Consider the following 17,344-nt stretch of genomic DNA (forward strand, 5'->3'; position numbering starts at 1 on the left):
TCCCTGCCCACCACGAGTCGGCAATCGGGATGCCCGGCGGTTTCGCGACCGTTCGAATTTCAGCACCAAGAACAAGAATTGCTGAAGGTTGAAAATGACCGCGATCAATTATTGCGAGTACGAGTCTGAACACTCGGGCGACTTTCTGACCGAAGCCTCGCTCAGCAAGAAAGGTTTCGACGTCCGGCTGGAACATGCCCAATGGCCCAGTGCGGGGACAGCACTGATCGAAACCCGGAAAAGCTGTCTGGTGCGCATGCTGCTCACGCCGTCCGGCCTCGAGTGCAACGACACATCGCATAACCTCGGCAGCTTCCGCGGACACGCCACACATCGATTCAAGCCACTTGGCCAACTTCTGTTCATTCCTCATGGCACTGAATTCCACCTCAAACATGGCGCCTGCCAGCAAAAGGCGCTGATCTGCCTATTCGATCCGGCGGACCTCGGCCCCCTGGCGGCCTATCACTGGAACTGGGATGGCCATACCGACGAGAACATGCTGAACCTGCAGAGCCTGTACCTGCAGAGCACCCTGCAACGCCTCGCGGAAGAAGTCGCCGCACCGGGATTCGCCAGCGAGTTGCATACCGAATGCCTGCTGACCAGCGTCGCTCTGGAGCTGCGCAGGGAATTCCTCAGCAACCGGAACGACGATGAGGACACCAGTAAACTCGGCCCCAGCCAACTCAATCTGCTGCGAGAGATATTGGAGGCTGGCCCGAACGAGGACACTTCCCTGCACCGGCTGGCCGATGCCTGCGCCCTGTCGGCGAGAAAGCTGTCGACCCGTTTTCGGAACACCACCGGCAAGACCCTGCGCCGCTACGCGGCGGAAATCCGGATCAGGAAAGCCATTGCGCTGCTCGCCGACCAGCATCTGCTGATCAAACAGGTCGCCTATGCCGCCGGCTTCCAGAATGCCGCAGCCTTCACGGCGGCCTTTCGCAAGGAGGTCGGGCTGACGCCGGAGGAGTTCCGTCGTCAGCGCAGCAGTTGAAATCCCTCCTGACACGTCAAGTAATCGTTCGGCTTCGGCCTCAGCGTCTGATGCTTGCCGTGATCTTCGCGTGTGGGCCGGACACCTGGGCGGCCCAGGCTTCAGCGGCCTGGTCCAGGGTGTAATCCAGATAGTCGACCTGGATGTCCTGCTCCTTGGCGATCTTCAGCAGTCGCCGCCAGATCTGCTCGCGCTCTGCCGGTGAACGCTGGCCGGTGCCGATGCAGGACAACGAGCGGAACAGCAGGTCGGCGATGTCCAGGTTGACCTGCCGACCCGCCCCGGTGCCGATGGTCATGATTCGCGCCCCCCAGTTGGTGGCCTTCAGCGCGGTGAGCATCGGCTGGCCGCAGACCAGATCAAGGACCACGTCGAAGCCGCCGGCGGCGGCGTCCTTCAGTGCGGCTACGTCGTCGGTGCCGCCCAGGGTCACCACCTCGTCGGCAATGCCGCGCGACTTCAGGCCCATCAGTGCTTCAGCCGAGCGCGCCGCGCCCACCACCTTGCCGGCGCCCATGCTGCGCGCCAGTTGCAGGGCGATCTGGCCGAGAGTGCCGGTGGCGCCGAGGATCAACACCTTCTCGCCCTTCTGGATTGCAGCCTTCTCCAGCGGCACGATGGCCCCGGTGGCGGCGATGCCCATGCTGATAGCGGTCTTGTCGTCCACCTCGTCCGGCACCTCCCACACCTCGGCGGCGGGCACCAGAGTACGCTCGGCCCAGGCTCCGAACGGCGCCACCGAGCGCTCGCCAAAATACACGCGGCGGCCGTCGGGCGCGCGGCCCACGCCTTCGCCACGGATCACGCAGGGATATTCCACGCCCAGACGATAGGCGCCCAGCACATCCCAGCCGCCGAGGCCTGCGGTGTCGACGTCGATCAGTACCGCGCCGTCCTGCGGCTCGGGTTCACGGAAATCGCCCACCACCGGCGGGGCATTGCGTTCGGAAATCACAGCAGCGCGCATACAGCCTCCATCTTGTTGTTCTATGCATGAATTCGGAAGCCATTTAATTGAACACATTTTTATAATTTGTCCAGTATTTTATCCGTGCGCCACTGCCGCCCCCTGCCTGAACAGCGGGTAGCCGCCCAGCGTCAGCAGCAGCAGCGGGCCGACCAGGAAGCAGACGAAACAGAAACCGAGCATGCCGGCATAGCCGCCGCTGATCTCGAACAACTGGCCAAACAGCAATGGCGCGGCGGCGGCACCGGCGGTGACCAGTCCCAGATGCACGCCGAACAGGCGACCGTAATCACGCATGCCGAAATAGCGAGCGATGAGGAACGCGGCAATATCGAACTCGGCACCGGCACCGATGCCCACCAGTAGCGTGGCGACGGTGAACCACAGCAGCCCGGGTTCGGCGTAGGCGAAGATCAGGCAGGCGAACGCCGGCATCAGCAGCGCCAGGGCAGAGACCCCCGGAGCCCACAGCCGGTCAATCAGATAGCCCACTACCAGGCGGCCAAGGATCAATGAAATGCCGAAGCTGCTGAACACATGGCCGGCCTGGGTGGCGCTCAGGCCACGGTCCTGCAGCAGCGGCACGATATTGGTGACCATGCCGACCACGCAGGCCACTACCAGGGTCATGGACAGGTTGCAGACCCAGAAGCGCCAGGCGTGCAGCGCATCCCTCAGCATAATGCCCGGCAACCTCCGCACGGTCTCGCTCACCTGTGCCGCAACCCGGCGCGTCGCCGCCACAGGCTCCAGCCAGCGCAGCGCCAGCGGCAGGGCGAAGAGCACCGGCAGCAGGCCGAGCGCGAGGAAGCCGGCCTGCCAGCCCCAGCGTGTGACCGCCCAGGTGGTGATCAGCGGCAGGGCTATAGCCGCGAGGCCTGAGCCGCTGAGGATGATGGCCAGAGCCAGCCCACGATTCTCCTCGAACCACAGGTTGACCAGGTGCGACCAGGTGATCTGCAGGGTGCCCACGCCCGCCAACGGCACCAGGAAGAATCCCAGGTAGAGCGTCCATATCGAGCCGCCGATGCGAGTCAGCATAAAGACGCTCAGGGCCAGTACGACCAGCGACACCAACGTGACAGCGCGCAGGCCGTAGCGCAGGTTGAGCCAGCCGGCCAGTTGTGCACCGACGATAGTGCCCAGCGACAGGGCGGTAATGGCCGCCTGCAGGTCGCTGCGCGCCCAGCCCATGGCCCGCTCCAGCGGGATGACCATGGAGCTGAAGCTGTACAGCAGCAGCGAGCTGGAGCTAGTGGCCACCCCGACCACGGCCAGGATCAGTACGTGCCAGCCGCGCTTGAATTCCGCGTTGTTGAAACTCTTCATGCTCAAGCCTCGTCGCTCCGGTGGGAAGTGTGTCAATCGTTGCCGATGAAAGCCGCCGCCTCGGCGCTCTTGGCGATCACATGCTCGCGCCGTACCTGTCCCGGCGACTGCCCGTAGCCGGTGGCATCGATATCTTGCGGATGGATCAGGGTCGGTCCGTTGTGCAGTTCCCGCAGGGCCAGGGCGACGATGTCCGCGGCCTGGGGCAAGGGCATGCCCAGGGCATCAGGGATGTTCAGCCTGACCATCGCTTCGCGCATCGTCGGAGTATCCACGGTGCCAATCAGCAGGTTCAGCACGTCGATGCCGCGATCCTTCCACTCGGCCCATAGCGACTCGCCAAGATTCATCGCGAAGCCCTTGGAGGCGCTGTACATGGCCAACTTGCGGATGCCACCTAGGGCCGCCTGTGACCCCACCAGGATCATCCCGCCACGACCACGGCCAAGCATCCGCCCGCCGAAGGCGTGACAGCACGCCATCGGCGTCGATGCATTGAGACGCAGCAGCGAGCTCCAATCCTCCACCGGGGTATCGAGGAAACGGGTAAGGAAAGAATCGCCACCGGCGTTGTAGACGAACAGGCCGATCTCGCGATCTGTCACAGCGGCGAGCAGCCTGTCCGCCGCATCGGCATGGGACAGGTCCTGGCTGACCGCCAGTACCTCGACGCCGTGGCGTGCGACCAGCTCCAAGCGCAGTGCGTCCAGGGCGTCCTGGCGCCGCGCCACCAGCACGCAATTCAGGCCGCGCGCCGCCAACTGGTGGGCGAACGCCGCGCCCACCCCGTGCGAGGCCCCGGCGATCAGCGCCCAGGGGCCGTACTTCCGTTTGAACGCCAGCGCATCGCCGGCCTGTTGCAGTCGTTCCGACATGGGTCTTCCTCGTCTGGTCGAAGGGGGGCCGTCAGCGCGGCTCGATGGGCGGCAGGTCAATATGGCTGGCCGACACGCCGATGGCAGTACTGCCAAATACCTGGACACGGCGTTCGATCTGCGCCATGAACAGGCGCAGCAAACGCTCGTCGTACTCAGGCCCGGCATCCCGGACGAAAACCTCCAGAGCGGCGTCAATCTGCCCGTGATCCTCGAAGCGCCGCCCCAGCAGCCCCTCGGCGTCCTCTCGCTCCAGGCGCCGCAGCTCAACCTCCATGGCATCGGCACGGCCGAGGTACTCGACCAGCTTGAGCGCGGCGGCGCGCCTGGATTTCTGGAAGTCGTCGCTCACCTCGATCTGCCCGACCGCGTCCTCGAGCATCGTCAGCAACCGTGCGTTCGGCCCCGCTTCGATGAGCACCAGCGGCGGCGCCTCGATGGCAACCCCCATCGCCTCGGCAAGCGCATGCGCGACAACGCGGCGCAGGGCGAGGTCGAACTCGATGTAGGTGTCGTGCGGATCGCCCGGCCGCGGAGTGGCAACGGTGGCGGAAAACTGCATGGCGCTGACGGTGGAGAACAGCACCGTGTGGTAACGCACGACATCAGGATCGGCCGGCTCGCCGGTGACCTCCTGGTAATAGCGGTACAGCTCGCTGAAAGTCTCTCCCAGCGGTTCGTAGTTGTCGCGCATGCGCGCCGAGGCGAGGTCCGCCAGCGGGTCGCCGATCATGGCGAACTCGAAGTCGTAGAGCGCGTTGACCCGGCCGTTCTCGAACAGGTACTGGCCGGAGTCGTACTGCACGAAACCTGCTCTGGTGCGATGCCGGGGTACGTTGCGGCGCAGCCAGCCGAGGGCGAACTCGGCCAGCGGCTGCGGCCGGGTCTTGTTGCGCAGGTACAGCGGGTAATAGGCCTCCAGCCCGGCCAGGGTGATTTCGTCGGCGCCCTGCGGCAGGCGGATACCCTGTGCCACGAAGGGCTCCAAGGGCAACCGGTGCATGGCCGCCATGGCGCGCACGTACTGGCGAGCCAGTGAACGTCGCTCCTCGTCGCTGGCCGCGGCGGAGAGGTCCCGCGTCCCGGGCACCCGTTCCATGACGATGGCCGACGGGTCCTCGCAGAAGCCATGGATATGCGGTACGGGGATGCCCTGCTCGCCGAGCAGCCTGAGAATGTCAGCCTCGCGGCGCAGCTCCGGGAACGGGCTGACATCGCCGCCGCGTTCGCCGCGGATGTGCAGCCGGAGGACCTCCTCTCCGCGGCGCACGTCCAGGTTCCAGGCCGGCCGCCAGCGCGGCAGGCGCTCCATGACCGTCACCCGCCCGCCGGTGAGCTGCTCGACAAAGGTTCGCAGCTTCTGTTCGATGAGCGCTCCAGCGCTTTCTTGCGTGTCTAGCGATTGCATCCACTTCTCCAGATTTTATCCATGACTCAGCGTGTCGGCTCATCAAGGGCCGGCCCACCGACCAGGTCGATCTCCACCCCCTTCTTCTTCGCCAGGTCAGCGGTATCCAGGTACTCACGCCAGGCCTTGATCAGGCCCTGCTCGTCAAGCTCGTAGACCGCGACCATCGAATGCGGCATCGGCTTGCCACTGGACACCGCGTAGTCGTCGCGCTCGGTCATCACCAGCGTGTCAGAGGAAACGATGTGCCTGATGGTGCAGAGGTTGTGGCTGGTGTAGGTCATCTGCCGCTCGATCTCCCGGCGCAGCGCGGCGCGCCCACGGATGACCGGCCCGCCCGGCACCCAGAGCTGCCAGACGGCATCCTCGGCCAGCATGGAGACGATCTTGTCTACCTGCGGTCGCGACTGTTCGCTGCCGTCGCCCCAGGCAGCACAGAATTTGCGGATGAAATCTTCTTGTCGTAAGCCCATTGGAAAGTTCCAGGTTCGTTCGGCGCGAGCACCGGGCCCGCGCCGGGGTTCAGAGATAGGCGCGCACCACTGGCACCATCGGCGTGGTACAGCTCATGCCGCCATCGACGCGCAACAGCGCGCCGTTTACGTAGCGGGACTCGTCCGAGGCGAGGTACAGCGCCATGCCGGCGATGTCCTCCGGTTCGCCGAGGCGTGGGACGTTCTGGATGTCGAGGAAAGCCGCCTGCATAGCCGAGTTGGCCCAGCTCTCCATCGCCGGGGTGCGGATCACGCCCGGGAGAATCGCGTTGCAGCGCACACCGCGTTTGCCGAAGGTCGCGGCGATGCTCTGCACGTACCAGTTCAGCGCCGCCTTCGAAGCACCGTAGCTGAACTGGGCGACCTCGCCGGCAATCGAGCTGGTTGACGAGGTAAAGATGATCGACCCGCCTCCCTGCTCCAGCATTTGCGGCAGGGCATGCTTGCAGGCCAACACGCCGCCGAGCACGTTGACCCGCATGTTGGCGTGGAACAGCTCCTCGTTGAAGTCGAGGAAGTCCACGTCGCGCACGGTCGCCGGGTTCTTGTTGACGGCGTTGTTGAACAGCACATCGATGCGCCCGAAAGCCTTCAGAGTGCTGGCGATCATTTGTCGCAACTCATCCTCCACGCCGACATCGACCCTCAGCGCAATGGCGCGACCACCAGCCTCGGCGATACTTTGGGCGACCGTCTCCGCCGCACTTTCATGGAGGTCGGTCACTACCACCCGAGCGCCCTGCTCGGCGAACATCCAGGCCGTGGCCCGGCCGATGCCGCTGCCGGCCCCGGTGAGCACGGCCACTTTCCCTTCCAGACGTTGCATGGGTCGGTTCTCCTCAGGGGGATTAGCGGGTCTGCCCGCCTGCGATGGTCTGCGGATTGGCCTCGCGCTCAACGACCGGGGCCGCGCGGTAACGGGTCGGGCCGTTGCCGAACATGCCGTACTGGTCGCGGGTGAAGTCGTACAGCGAGTAGGAGTCCTGCAGCGGGTTATTCGGCATGCCGTAGGCCTGAATGTTGTACTGCGCGCCTGCGCGGAACATCGCACCACTGTCGTCCCAGGCGTCGTACAACGCGGCGCCAAAAGTGTCCTCGTCGATGTAGTAGCGACGCTTCTTCTGCGCGTGGCGTACGCCCTCCTTGCGCGTGGCCTCGACCACCCAGACGCGGTGCAGCTCCCAGCGCTCGCAGGCCGGATTGATGTGCTTCTCCATCAGCTTGGTGTCCATGTCGCATTTCCACTTCAGGTCGTAACTGCTGTAGGGGATGAACATTTCCTTCTTGCCCAGCAGCTTCCAGTCGAAACGGTCCATCTTCCCGGAGAAGAGGAATATCTCGTCGTAGAACGCCACCCCGCCGAACGCCGAATTGGGCGTGTCGTAAGCGAACTCCGGCGCCTTGCGCACGCGGCGCTGCCCGGTCGAGTAGCTCCAGGCATAACGCGCGTTATCCACCGGGTCGAGATAGTCCCAGTAGCCCGAGGCCTGCCCGGCGGTGCGTGCCGGGGCGACGATGCGCGACCAGATGCGCTGGGCGATCTTCGGATCACGCCCAGACACATCGAGCTGGTAGAAGGGCTTTTCGCCAGTGGAGCGGTTGGTGTTGGTCAGGGTCGGGCGCCCCTGGTTGACCACATAGGCGCTGTGGTTCCAGTCCCAGCCGTTCACACCCTGGTAGTTGAGAATGTAATTCCACATCACCTGCCGGCCATCCTTGGGCAATGGGAACGGCAAACCGCCGCGACAAGCCTCGCTAATGGACAGCCCGTCGTTCATGGCCTTGCAATCGGGGTCGCTGGCGTTGCGCTGGGTCGCCGCAAGGAAATTCTCCGGGAACGCGGCGGTACGGTGAGTCGGGTAGATATCCATGAAATAGGTATCCGGGTACTGCTTGAGCAGCCTCATCTGCCCTGCGGATAGCTGTTCGGCATACTGATCAGCATTGGCCGCAGTGATCCGCAGCCGAGGCTTCTCACCCTCGAACGGGTTGGGCCAACTGCCGTCACCGGGTTGCAATCCGGCCGGCACCTTGAGGCCCCCGTCATAGGGTGGGATGGTACCCTCCGCATTGCCGACGGCAATGGCACCAAAACGCGTCAGCTTGCCGCCGAGATCGCTTGGCAAATCGCTGCCTTCGGCCAGAGCCGGGCCGGCCAGTACGATGGCAAGCAGCCCCGTCGTGTAGATGTTCGGTTGCATGGAAATCTCCAGTCATGGTCTTGGGAAACACCAGGCGGGCGCGCCGCGCGTCTTCGTCACAAGCGCAGTGCCGTGGTGTCGCACCGGCCGCGAAGCCGGCAGCGGATCAGAACGCGGTGCTCAGGGTTAGCGAGATCCAGTTGCGATCGGACAGCCCGATGTCGCCGGCACCGCCGACCACCGTCTTGCCCACGCTGGGGATGTCGGCGTATTTGCGAGGGCTGCCGTAGCCGATGTAGGCCAGGGTCACGTCATAACGCTCATCCAGCGTGCCCTTGATGCCGATCTTGTAGCTGTACTTACCCTCGCTGCCGCCGCCGGTGGCGGCATTGCCCGACACGCCGTAGTCAAAGCTCATGGGCGCGGAGATGTTCCAGCCCGGAAACACTCCCAGCCACTGCGGCGCGAAGCTGAAGGCGACACCAACATAGTTGCGCGTGGCACAGCCCCACTCTTTGTCCTGGCCTGTCGGACAGCCGGAGTAGCCTTCGCCCTTGAACAGCTCCTTGCGGTCGGTCACGCGTTGCACGTGGCTGTAGGCCATCTCGGCTATGACGTTACCGGTGTCGAAGAAGTCCGTACGTGGAAGCAGCCAGAGGCCGTTGACCACCAGGTGCCAGGTGTCGCCACGCGCCCCTTGGTTATCCACGGAACTGAAATTGCTCGAGATCAGCGAAGTGTTCTGCCGATAGGACAGGTCCACCCCTACCGAGCCGCCCCCCAGCACCGGCCCGGCCGACCAGCTCAGGCCATAGAGCCTGACGTTGTCGGCATATACGTAGCGGGCGAAGTTGCCACCCACCTGCAGGCCCCACGGGTTGTAGTCGTCGAATTCGCGGTAGTACAGGCCGATATCGGAGTGCAGGAAATCGAGACTGTAGGTGCCCATCACCCCCCAGTTGCCGCTGTCGCCCGGAGTCAGCGGATCGATCAGAGGCCGCACGAAGCCAGGCGCGACCGGCAACTGGTTCGGCCCTTCCAGGGCGATGTCGGCCGAGGCCAGGTACGTGCCGCCTTCTGGCGCGCGAGTGGTGTCCCATTCGAAGAAGTACTGGGCGGCGACCGACAGCCTATCGGTCACCTGTGCCTGGGCTGAGAGCTGGGTCAGCGGCAGGAATATCTCGCGCGTCTCAGTGCCGGGGTTGCTCACCGCTTTGCGGCCGTCGAGCGGAGCCTGCGAGTAGGAAATGGCGTGGCCGGCGATCAGCAACCCGCTGCCCCAGTAGACCGTGTGCCGGCCGGCGCGCAGGCTGACTGGTACGTCACCGAGGTTGAAACGGGTGAAGGCGAAGGCATCCAACAGTTCGCCGCTGACGCCCCGGTGATAGCGCTTGGTGAAACCGGAGTACTCGCCCCCCCGGTAGCTCGGCGTGCTCGGCCCCGGAAAGGCGCCGGGGTAGAAGACGTTGCCCTCGGCGGTCTCCACGTCGCCATCCGCGTAAGCCTGGTCGTACCAGGCCGCGGCGCTGACACGGAAGCCATGGTACTGCTGGTAGGCCAGCTCGAACTCGCTCATCAGGTCGAGGCGGTTGGTCACCACATCTCCACGGTCGAACTTGGAGTCGGATTCGTCATAGGTAGCGTTGTTGGCCAGCGCGCGCTCCCGCTCCTCGGCCCGTACCCCCAAGTTGTAGCGCAGCGTATTGTCCCAACGCAGGCTCAGGTCCGGATTCCCGGTCCCGAACTCCTTCGCCTGGAGCACACCGCCACAGGCCAGGGCCGCCGCCAAGCCAATTACCAAACGGCCGCCGATCAGGTTGGCACTCGACATCAGAAATCTCCGTCTCGCTCGTTGTTGTTGTTTTCAGCCGGTGCTGGCGCTCCCTCTCAGCGGGACCGCAAAACGAGTAAACGGAAGGACGGAGGCGGAGACAACGAATCGGGCTATCGCCGAAATGCAAAAGGCTATCGCCGAAATACAGCAGGGGGATCACCCAGGTATTTGATAAACAGATACCTAAGACTAATTTTTATTGCTTAACGATATCTGAACACTAACCAATAATCTGTTCAAAGAAAAATGCGACGCCCACAGGTTGGCCGCATCGAAGAACAATTGGAGGTTAGCCATGAGCACATCGCCCTCGCTGGAAGACAAGTACGTCCAGCAAACCGGGAAAGCCCTGATGACCGGCGTCCAGGCACTGGTGCGCCTGCCCCTGATGCAGCGTCAGCGCGACCTCATCGACGGCCTCGACACCGCCGGCTTCATCTCCGGCTACCGTGGTTCGCCGCTGGGCGGCTTCGACCAGGCGCTGTGGAAGGCCCGCGACCACCTCAAGCAGAACCACGTCAGGTTCCAGCCGGGGGTCAACGAGGACCTCGCAGCCACCTCGCTATGGGGCACCCAGCAGGTCAACCTGTTCCCCGGCGCCAAGTACGACGGCGTGTTCGGCATGTGGTACGGCAAAGGCCCCGGCGTGGACCGCTGCGGCGACGTGTTCCGCCACGCCAACGCCGCCGGCACCTCGAAGTTCGGCGGTGTGCTGGCTATCGCCGGCGATGACCACGGCGCCCGCTCCTCCTCGCTGCCTCACCAGACCGAGCACATTTTCAAGGCCGTGATGATGCCGGTGCTGGCACCATCCGGCGTGCAGGAATACCTCGACTATGGCCTGCACGGCTTCGCCATGTCGCGCTACTCCGGTTGCTGGGTGGCGCTCAAGGCGGTGGCCGACACTGTGGAAAGCGCGGCCATCGTCGATCTCGACATCAACCGCGTGCAGCCGGTCATTCCCGATTTCGATCTGCCGGAGGGCGGCCTCAACATCCGCTGGCCGGACCCGCCGCTGGCTCAAGAGCAGCGCCTGCTGGAGCACAAGCTGTACGCCGCCGCCGCCTATGCCCGCGCCAACGGTCTGAACCGCGTGACTCTCGACTCACGCAATGCGCGCATCGGCATCATCACCTCCGGCAAGTCCTACCTGGATGTCTGCCAGGCGCTGGACATGCTCGGCATCGACCAGGAGATGGCCGAACGAATCGGCATACGGGTGTACAAGGTGGGCATGGTCTGGCCGCTGGAAGCTGAGGGCGTGCGCCAGTTCGCTGAAGGGCTGGAGGAAATCGTGGTGGTCGAGGAAAAGCGCCACATGATCGAGTATCAGCTCAAGGAGGAACTCTACAACTGGCGCGAGGACGTGCGCCCGCGCATCGTCGGCAAGTTCGATGACAAGGGCGAGTGGAGCCTGCCGCACACCGACTGGCTACTACCCGCGATCAACGACCTGACCCCGACGCTGATCGCCCGCGCCCTGGCCAAGCGCATCCTGCACCTGCATCCGCATGGGCCGCTGCAGGCGCGACTGGGTGTGCTGGAGGCCCAGCTCGGCTGCAAGCAGCAGTTCAGCAACCTGATGGACCGCGTGCCGCACTACTGCTCCGGCTGCCCGCACAATACCTCCACCAAAGTGCCGGAAGGCAGCCGCGCGCTAGCCGGCATCGGCTGCCACTACATGGCCGCCTGGATCTACCCGCGGACCGAGACCTTCAGCCAGATGGGCGGCGAAGGCGTGGCCTGGGTCGGCCAGGCGCCATTCACCGAAACCCGCCACGTGTTCGCCAATCTCGGCGACGGTACCTACTTCCACTCCGGCCTGCTGGCCATCCGCGCGGCCGTGGCGGCCAAGGTGCCGATCACCTACAAGATCCTCTACAACGATGCGGTGGCGATGACCGGCGGCCAGCCGGTGGACGGTAGCCTGACCGTGTCGCAGATTTCCCGCCAGCTCGCCGCCGAAGGCGTGCAGCGCATCGTGGTGGTCAGCGACGACCCGGACAGGTACCGGGATGTGCACGACCTGGCGCCCGGCGTGCCGGTCCTGCGCCGCGACCAGATTGAAGAGGTGCAGAAGGAACTGCGCGAGTTTCCCGGCGTGTCGGCAATCATCTACGACCAGACCTGCGCCGCCGAGAAACGCCGCCGCCGCAAGCGCGGCAAGTTTCCCGACCCGGCACGCCGGGTCGTAATCAACGAAGCCGTCTGCGAAGGCTGCGGCGACTGCAGCAGCAAATCCAACTGCATGTCCGTGGTCGCGGTAGAAACAGAGTTCGGCCGCAAACGCGAGATCGACCAGTCATCCTGCAACAAGGACTTCACTTGTCTGTCCGGCTTTTGCCCGAGTTTCGTCACAGTCGAAGGCGGTAACCTGCGCAAACCCAAGGCTATGGCAGAACACCCAGAGGACCGATGGGATCTTCCAGCCCCTCCGCCTATGAGTCTGGATGAGCCTTACAGCATCCTGGTCACCGGCGTAGGCGGCACCGGGGTGGTCACCATCGGCGCCCTCCTCGGCATGGCGGCTTTTATCGAGGGCAAAGGTGCGCTGAACCTTGATATGGCCGGCATGGCGCAAAAAGGCGGCGCGGTCTGGTCACATATCCGCATCGCCGCGCACCAGGATCAACTGTTCGCTCCACGCATCGCAGAAGGTGAGGCCAGTTTGTTGCTGGGCTGCGATCTGGTAGTCAGCGCCAATACCGAGACTCTCGCCAAAGTCCGCCAGGGTGTCACCTATGCGCTGATCAATAGCGAGGAAAGCATCACCAGCGCATTTATCCGAACCTTCGCGCAGCAAGCCGAAAGCGGTGACCTAACGGCCCATCCTGACCCACAATTTCGTAGTCAAGGGATGGCCTCACAGATCCGGGAGGCTGTCGGGGACAGCCACGCCACCTTTATCGATGCCAGCGATATTGCGACAGCGCTAATGGGCGATTCGATTGCGACCAACACCTTTATGCTCGGCTATGCCTATCAAAAGGGTTGGCTGCCGGTGGGTGAAGCTGCCTTGCTTCAAGCCATCGAACTCAATGGTACCGCCGTGGCGTTCAACCGCAGTGCCTTCGCCTGGGGGCGTCGCGCCGCGGTGGACCTGCAACGCGTACGAGGCATTCTTGAAGCAGGGAAGGTGGTCAGCCCTGACAGGCAAATATCCCAGAGCCTGGATGAAGCCGTTGCGCGGCGCGTCGAGTATCTCACGGCGTACCAAAACGCAGAGTACGGCAATCGCTACCTGAGTCGTGTTGAACAGTTCAGCGCAGCGGAACGCGCTTTGTCGGGCAAGCCCGGCGAGCTGACCGAAGCGGTGGCCCGATACTACTTCAAGGTCTTGGCGATCAAAGACGAATATGAAGTCGCTCGTCTGTTCACTCACGGCGAGTTCCTCAAGAAGATCGAGGCAACTTTCGAGGGCGATTACAACCTGCGCTTTCATCTTGCCCCGCCGCTGCTCAACAAAGCAGGCCCCGGTGTCGAGCCGGCCAAGCGCAGTTACGGTCCCTGGATGCTCAAAGGCTTCAAGCTGCTTGCCAAGCTGAAGGGCATACGCAACACGTGGCTCGACCCGTTCGCCTACACCCATGAGCGCAAGGTCGAACGCGAGTGGCTACGTAACTACGAGCAAATCCTTGAGGAACTGCTGTCCGGGCTCACGCCTGACAAGCTCGACACTGCCGTGCAGTTGGCCAAGCTACCGGATGCCGTACGTGGCTATGGCGCAGTCAAAGAGCGCTATCTGGCGCACGCCCAACAGCAGAAAACACGCTTGTTGGAGCAGTGGCATGGCACTCCCTCGCAGTTCCACGATGCGGGCCAGGTCGACAAGGTGGTGCGCATACATGCGGCCCAGCTTTGATTAGGCCCCATCCAAGTGAGTTTTCTGCCCCCCGTTTGGCAGACCGTGGCTCCGACTCAAAAGGTTATAGAGCCACGTCTTTTATTCAGAGGTGATCATGCAAGAGGCCGTAATAGTAGCCGCCACCCGCACTGCTATCGGAGCTTTCCAGGGCAGTCTGGCCGACGTCAGCGCTATTGAACTAGGCAGCATTGTCATTCGCGGTTTGCTGGAGCAAACCGGCCTGGATCCTGCCAACGTTGACGAAGTAATTCTCGGGCAGGTGCTGACAGCGGGGTGTGGACAAAACCCCGCCCGACAATCCGCACTGAATGCCGGGCTACCCCAAACGGTTACGGCCATGACTATCAACAAGCTGTGCGGTTCCGGCTTGAAAACGGTGAGCCTGGGCGCCCAGGCCATTCGCAGCGGTGACGCCGAAATCGTTATTGCCGGTGGAATGGAAAATATGAGCCAGGCTCCCTTTACCCTGGCCAAAGCACGTAGCGGCTTGCGTATGGGCAACGCGCAGTTGACGGACTCGCTGCTGCAAGACGGGCTGACAGATGCGTTCAACGGCTATCACATGGGGATCACTGCCGAGAATCTGGTCGACTGCTACAAGCTGACCCGCGAACAACAGGATGCTTATGCGGCGCTCTCCCAGCAGCTGGCAGCGGCAGCCATCGAAGCAGATCGATTCAAGGAGGAGGTCACGCCGGTCATGCTCCCGCAACGAGGAGGTGAACCGACTTCATTCGCGACAGATGAACAACCACGGGACGGAACCTCGCCTGAATCACTGGCCAAACTTCGCCCCGCCTTCAAGCCCGACGGCAGTGTCACGGCGGGAAACGCCTCAACCATCAACGATGGAGCAGCCGCAGTCCTTCTAATGAGTTCGGCTAAAGCTCGAGATCTGGGTCTACCGGTACTGGCGACAATCAGGTCCTATGCCAGTGCTGGGGTCGATCCCGCAATCATGGGCATCGGACCTGTGTCGGCGACTAGGAAATGCTTGGAGAAGGCGGGCTGGACCCTGGACGACTTGGACCTGATCGAAGCCAACGAAGCCTTTGCCGCACAGTCCTTGTCAGTTAGTCGAGAGACTGGCTGGGACATGAGCAAGGTCAATGTCAATGGCGGTGCAATTGCTCTCGGTCACCCAATAGGGGCGTCTGGCTGTCGCGTGCTAGTTACCCTGATTCACGAGATGCTCAAGCGCGACGCCAGGAAAGGACTCGCGACCTTGTGCATCGGCGGTGGTCAAGGCATTGCTCTGGCTCTGGAAAGGAACTGAACAATTGCTTCCGGCCTCCGCTTCCTCAATCACTCCGTCGCCAGGGCATTGCATGGAAAGCCCTTCGCCGAGCCAGCTCCTCCGTCAAGTCGCGCTGGAACTGTTCGTCGACCGGAGTTTCGACGCGGTAAGCCTGCGCCAGCTGGCCACGGCAATAGGTATGCAAGTCGGCTCGCTGTACAACCATATGGATAGCAAGCAATCACTGCTGTTCGAATTGGTTGAGGAGTACGAGGCGGACCTGCTCGACACCCTCGTCGATGAAAGCAGTAACATCCCGCATCCAATCCAGCGCCTCGAAGCCTTCGTGCGTGCGCACATCGAGTTCAACTTGCAGCATCGTCAACATCACGATCTGGCACGTCGGGAACTACGCAGCCTGACAGATGAACAACAGTCGAGCATCCAGTCGCTGCGGCGACTACAACGAGAGTGTTTGCAGAACATTTTACAGCAGGGCGTTGCACAGCAACTGTTTCAGCCACTACCCCCGGAAGTAGCCGCCCATGCGATTCTTTCCATGCTTGAAGGTGCAACGGCCAACTTCCAGTCCAATGTGATTGGACTATTCAGCTGCATGGTTGCCAATGCAATGGGAATGAGGGCTCTTCCTGCTCTCCAAGGATCAACTCTATTTAGTACGCCTCTAGCCAAGGACGAGCGCAGCAATGGGAATCACCATGAAAGATAAGATGGCAGAACACTTCCGACAAATCATCATTGGTCTGGGTGAAGATCCAAACCGAGAAGGCCTGCTCGATTCTCCCAAACGCGCCGCAAAAGCCATGAGCTATTTATGCCAAGGCTATACGATGTCGCTAGAGGAGGTAGTTTCTGACGCCCTTTTTGCGTCAGATACCGATGAAATGGTGATCGTGCGCGACATCGAACTATATTCGCTCTGCGAGCATCACCTGCTGCCCTTTATCGGTAAGGCACATGTCGCCTATATGCCCACAGGGAAGGTCCTTGGACTCTCGAAGGTCGCGCGAATCGTCGATCTGTTCGCCCGTCGCCTGCAAATTCAAGAGGACCTCACCAAGCAAATCGCCAACGCAATACAAAGCGTCACTCAGGCCGCTGGCGTCGCCGTCGTAATAGAGGCAAAACATATGTGCATGATGATGCGCGGTGTGGAAAAGCAGAACTCGGTGATGACCACATCAGTGATGCTCGGAGCCTTCCGCGAGTCCTCCAACTCTAGGCAAGAGTTTCTTCAACTCATAAGGAGCAAGTAAATTCCCAACTGGCGTCTCGCCTCATCGGCGAGTTTGCATGCCCTCCTCTCCCCATGCTTGAACATTCTCGACATCTGCGTAGTAGTAAAGGACTCGGGACAACGTCGTCAGGCCTGGATCATGAACACTCCTTGCGGCGGACATTATCCACCTTAAGCAAGTGTCCACTCAGCCCAGTCTGGACAGGGCAGAACTACATGCAATTAGTACGTAGTACTCATTATGAGGAATACACGCCATGAACCCCGATCTAAGCAGCCTGGGCTTTTTGATCGCAGACGTTGCCAAATTGATACGGCGTTCTTTCGAACGCCACCTGCAAGGCAAAAGCCTGACCCTTAGCCAGACACGGGCGCTTCTATACGTGGCAAAGCACCAGGGCTGTCGACAAGTCGAGCTCGCAGACATGTTGGAGATCAAGCCGATCACGCTGGCCCGGCTCATCGACCAGTTGGAGCAGTCAGATCTGGTTGAGCGCCGACGGGATCCAGGCGACAGGCGCGCCTACCGGCTTTTTCTGCGCCCCAAAGCTGGTGCTGAACTGTCGACCATTGCTCACGTAGCTGAGGTGACACGGCAAGAAGCGCTTCGCAACTTCTCAGAGGACGAGGCCCGCACCCTGATTTCTGCCTTACAACACATGCGTACCAATCTCACTTCTTGAGTCGGCCGAAGACTAGCGAAATCCATTCTTCAAACAGGTCAGGCAGGCGTCCACAATCTCAGTTCGCCAGCGGACTTCATGAAGCTAGACAGGGAAGTAGTACGCCAGGCGTCGATCTTGGCCTACCTGCAGGACTACCGCCTGATGATATTCATCACCCTACCCGCAGCCCCAATGACGCTACTGCTGTGGGCCCCAGCCAAACGCACGTAACTCGCACTCGCCATGGATTGAGGGATCAGCGGTATCTGGC

At 62.3% G+C, this 17,344-nt stretch carries 14 protein-coding genes; 6 read left to right on the plus strand and 8 right to left on the minus strand.

The genetic code is table 11. The features are described 5' to 3' along the window. Positions 1 to 94: 94 nt before the first annotated feature. Entirely contained in the window at positions 95 to 1,000 is a 906-nt protein-coding gene (locus KF707C_RS19065; RefSeq protein WP_036993569.1) for a helix-turn-helix domain-containing protein, read from the plus strand. Positions 1,001 to 1,040: 40 nt separating this feature from the next. Here the strand turns inward: KF707C_RS19065 and KF707C_RS19070 are convergent, their stop codons facing one another. From KF707C_RS19070 to KF707C_RS19105, 8 genes are all read right to left on the minus strand, one after another. Further along, positions 1,041 to 1,967: a quinone oxidoreductase family protein gene (locus tag KF707C_RS19070; protein WP_003454631.1), complete on the minus strand. Its 927-nt coding sequence runs from the start codon at positions 1,965 to 1,967 to the stop codon at positions 1,041 to 1,043. A 78-nt stretch (positions 1,968 to 2,045) separates the two neighbouring features. Continuing rightward, the gene (locus KF707C_RS19075) at positions 2,046 to 3,296 is read right to left on the minus strand and encodes an MFS transporter (RefSeq protein ID WP_003454629.1); all 1,251 of its coding nucleotides are present in this window, start codon (positions 3,294 to 3,296) and stop codon (positions 2,046 to 2,048) included. Positions 3,297 to 3,328: 32 nt separating this feature from the next. Then, complete coding sequence (locus KF707C_RS19080) at positions 3,329 to 4,171, minus strand: SDR family NAD(P)-dependent oxidoreductase (RefSeq protein ID WP_003454627.1); 843 nt, start codon at positions 4,169 to 4,171, stop codon at positions 3,329 to 3,331. Between the two features lie 31 nt (positions 4,172 to 4,202). After that, entirely contained in the window at positions 4,203 to 5,579 is a 1,377-nt protein-coding gene (locus KF707C_RS19085; RefSeq protein WP_003454625.1) for a phosphotransferase family protein, read from the minus strand. 26 nt (positions 5,580 to 5,605) lie between these two features. After that, positions 5,606 to 6,052 carry a nuclear transport factor 2 family protein gene (locus tag KF707C_RS19090; RefSeq protein ID WP_003454623.1) on the minus strand — a complete coding sequence of 149 codons (447 nt, stop codon included), beginning with the start codon at positions 6,050 to 6,052 and terminating at the stop codon, positions 5,606 to 5,608. Positions 6,053 to 6,101: 49 nt separating this feature from the next. Next, positions 6,102 to 6,899 (minus strand): SDR family NAD(P)-dependent oxidoreductase, encoded by a 798-nt coding sequence (locus KF707C_RS19095; protein ID WP_003454622.1) that lies wholly within the window; start codon positions 6,897 to 6,899, stop codon positions 6,102 to 6,104. Positions 6,900 to 6,921: 22 nt separating this feature from the next. Continuing rightward, on the minus strand, positions 6,922 to 8,274 hold the full coding sequence (locus KF707C_RS19100; protein ID WP_003454620.1) for a DUF1329 domain-containing protein: 1,353 nt from the start codon (positions 8,272 to 8,274) through the stop codon (positions 6,922 to 6,924). Positions 8,275 to 8,380: 106 nt separating this feature from the next. Continuing rightward, on the minus strand, positions 8,381 to 10,045 hold the full coding sequence (locus KF707C_RS19105; protein ID WP_003454618.1) for a DUF1302 domain-containing protein: 1,665 nt from the start codon (positions 10,043 to 10,045) through the stop codon (positions 8,381 to 8,383). Between the two features lie 298 nt (positions 10,046 to 10,343). Here KF707C_RS19105 and KF707C_RS19110 point away from each other — a divergent pair, with 298 nt between their 5' ends. From KF707C_RS19110 to KF707C_RS19130, 5 genes are all read left to right on the plus strand, one after another. Then, positions 10,344 to 13,910, plus strand: coding sequence for an indolepyruvate ferredoxin oxidoreductase family protein (locus tag KF707C_RS19110; protein ID WP_003454616.1), 3,567 nt, complete (start codon positions 10,344 to 10,346; stop codon positions 13,908 to 13,910). 97 nt (positions 13,911 to 14,007) lie between these two features. Next, on the plus strand, positions 14,008 to 15,189 hold the full coding sequence (locus KF707C_RS19115; protein WP_036993566.1) for an acetyl-CoA C-acetyltransferase: 1,182 nt from the start codon (positions 14,008 to 14,010) through the stop codon (positions 15,187 to 15,189). Between the two features lie 52 nt (positions 15,190 to 15,241). Further along, positions 15,242 to 15,880 (plus strand): TetR/AcrR family transcriptional regulator, encoded by a 639-nt coding sequence (locus KF707C_RS19120; RefSeq protein ID WP_003454609.1) that lies wholly within the window; start codon positions 15,242 to 15,244, stop codon positions 15,878 to 15,880. Then, positions 15,870 to 16,427 carry a GTP cyclohydrolase I FolE gene (folE, locus tag KF707C_RS19125; RefSeq protein ID WP_036993599.1) on the plus strand — a complete coding sequence of 186 codons (558 nt, stop codon included), beginning with the start codon at positions 15,870 to 15,872 and terminating at the stop codon, positions 16,425 to 16,427. The genes KF707C_RS19120 and folE overlap by 11 nt, the downstream gene beginning before the upstream one ends. Positions 16,428 to 16,665: 238 nt before the next feature. After that, positions 16,666 to 17,091 carry a MarR family winged helix-turn-helix transcriptional regulator gene (locus tag KF707C_RS19130; RefSeq protein ID WP_036993564.1) on the plus strand — a complete coding sequence of 142 codons (426 nt, stop codon included), beginning with the start codon at positions 16,666 to 16,668 and terminating at the stop codon, positions 17,089 to 17,091. Positions 17,092 to 17,344: the final 253 nt, after the last annotated feature.

The sequence above is a fragment of the Pseudomonas furukawaii genome, assembly GCF_002355475.1.
Taxonomy (GTDB): domain Bacteria; phylum Pseudomonadota; class Gammaproteobacteria; order Pseudomonadales; family Pseudomonadaceae; genus Metapseudomonas; species Metapseudomonas furukawaii.

Bases quoted from the DNA above. Each gene is read 5' to 3' on its own strand.
- KF707C_RS19065 (WP_036993569.1), top strand. From the start codon at position 95: ATGACCGCGATCAATTATTGCGAGTACGAGTCTGAACACTCGGGCGAC.
- KF707C_RS19070 (WP_003454631.1), bottom strand. From the start codon at position 1,967: ATGCGCGCTGCTGTGATTTCCGAACGCAATGCCCCGCCGGTGGTGGGC.
- KF707C_RS19075 (WP_003454629.1), bottom strand. From the start codon at position 3,296: ATGAAGAGTTTCAACAACGCGGAATTCAAGCGCGGCTGGCACGTACTG.
- KF707C_RS19080 (WP_003454627.1), bottom strand. From the start codon at position 4,171: ATGTCGGAACGACTGCAACAGGCCGGCGATGCGCTGGCGTTCAAACGG.
- KF707C_RS19085 (WP_003454625.1), bottom strand. From the start codon at position 5,579: ATGCAATCGCTAGACACGCAAGAAAGCGCTGGAGCGCTCATCGAACAG.
- KF707C_RS19090 (WP_003454623.1), bottom strand. From the start codon at position 6,052: ATGGGCTTACGACAAGAAGATTTCATCCGCAAATTCTGTGCTGCCTGG.
- KF707C_RS19095 (WP_003454622.1), bottom strand. From the start codon at position 6,899: ATGCAACGTCTGGAAGGGAAAGTGGCCGTGCTCACCGGGGCCGGCAGC.
- KF707C_RS19100 (WP_003454620.1), bottom strand. From the start codon at position 8,274: ATGCAACCGAACATCTACACGACGGGGCTGCTTGCCATCGTACTGGCC.
- KF707C_RS19105 (WP_003454618.1), bottom strand. From the start codon at position 10,045: ATGTCGAGTGCCAACCTGATCGGCGGCCGTTTGGTAATTGGCTTGGCG.
- KF707C_RS19110 (WP_003454616.1), top strand. From the start codon at position 10,344: ATGAGCACATCGCCCTCGCTGGAAGACAAGTACGTCCAGCAAACCGGG.
- KF707C_RS19115 (WP_036993566.1), top strand. From the start codon at position 14,008: ATGCAAGAGGCCGTAATAGTAGCCGCCACCCGCACTGCTATCGGAGCT.
- KF707C_RS19120 (WP_003454609.1), top strand. From the start codon at position 15,242: ATGGAAAGCCCTTCGCCGAGCCAGCTCCTCCGTCAAGTCGCGCTGGAA.
- folE (WP_036993599.1), top strand. From the start codon at position 15,870: ATGAAAGATAAGATGGCAGAACACTTCCGACAAATCATCATTGGTCTG.
- KF707C_RS19130 (WP_036993564.1), top strand. From the start codon at position 16,666: ATGAACCCCGATCTAAGCAGCCTGGGCTTTTTGATCGCAGACGTTGCC.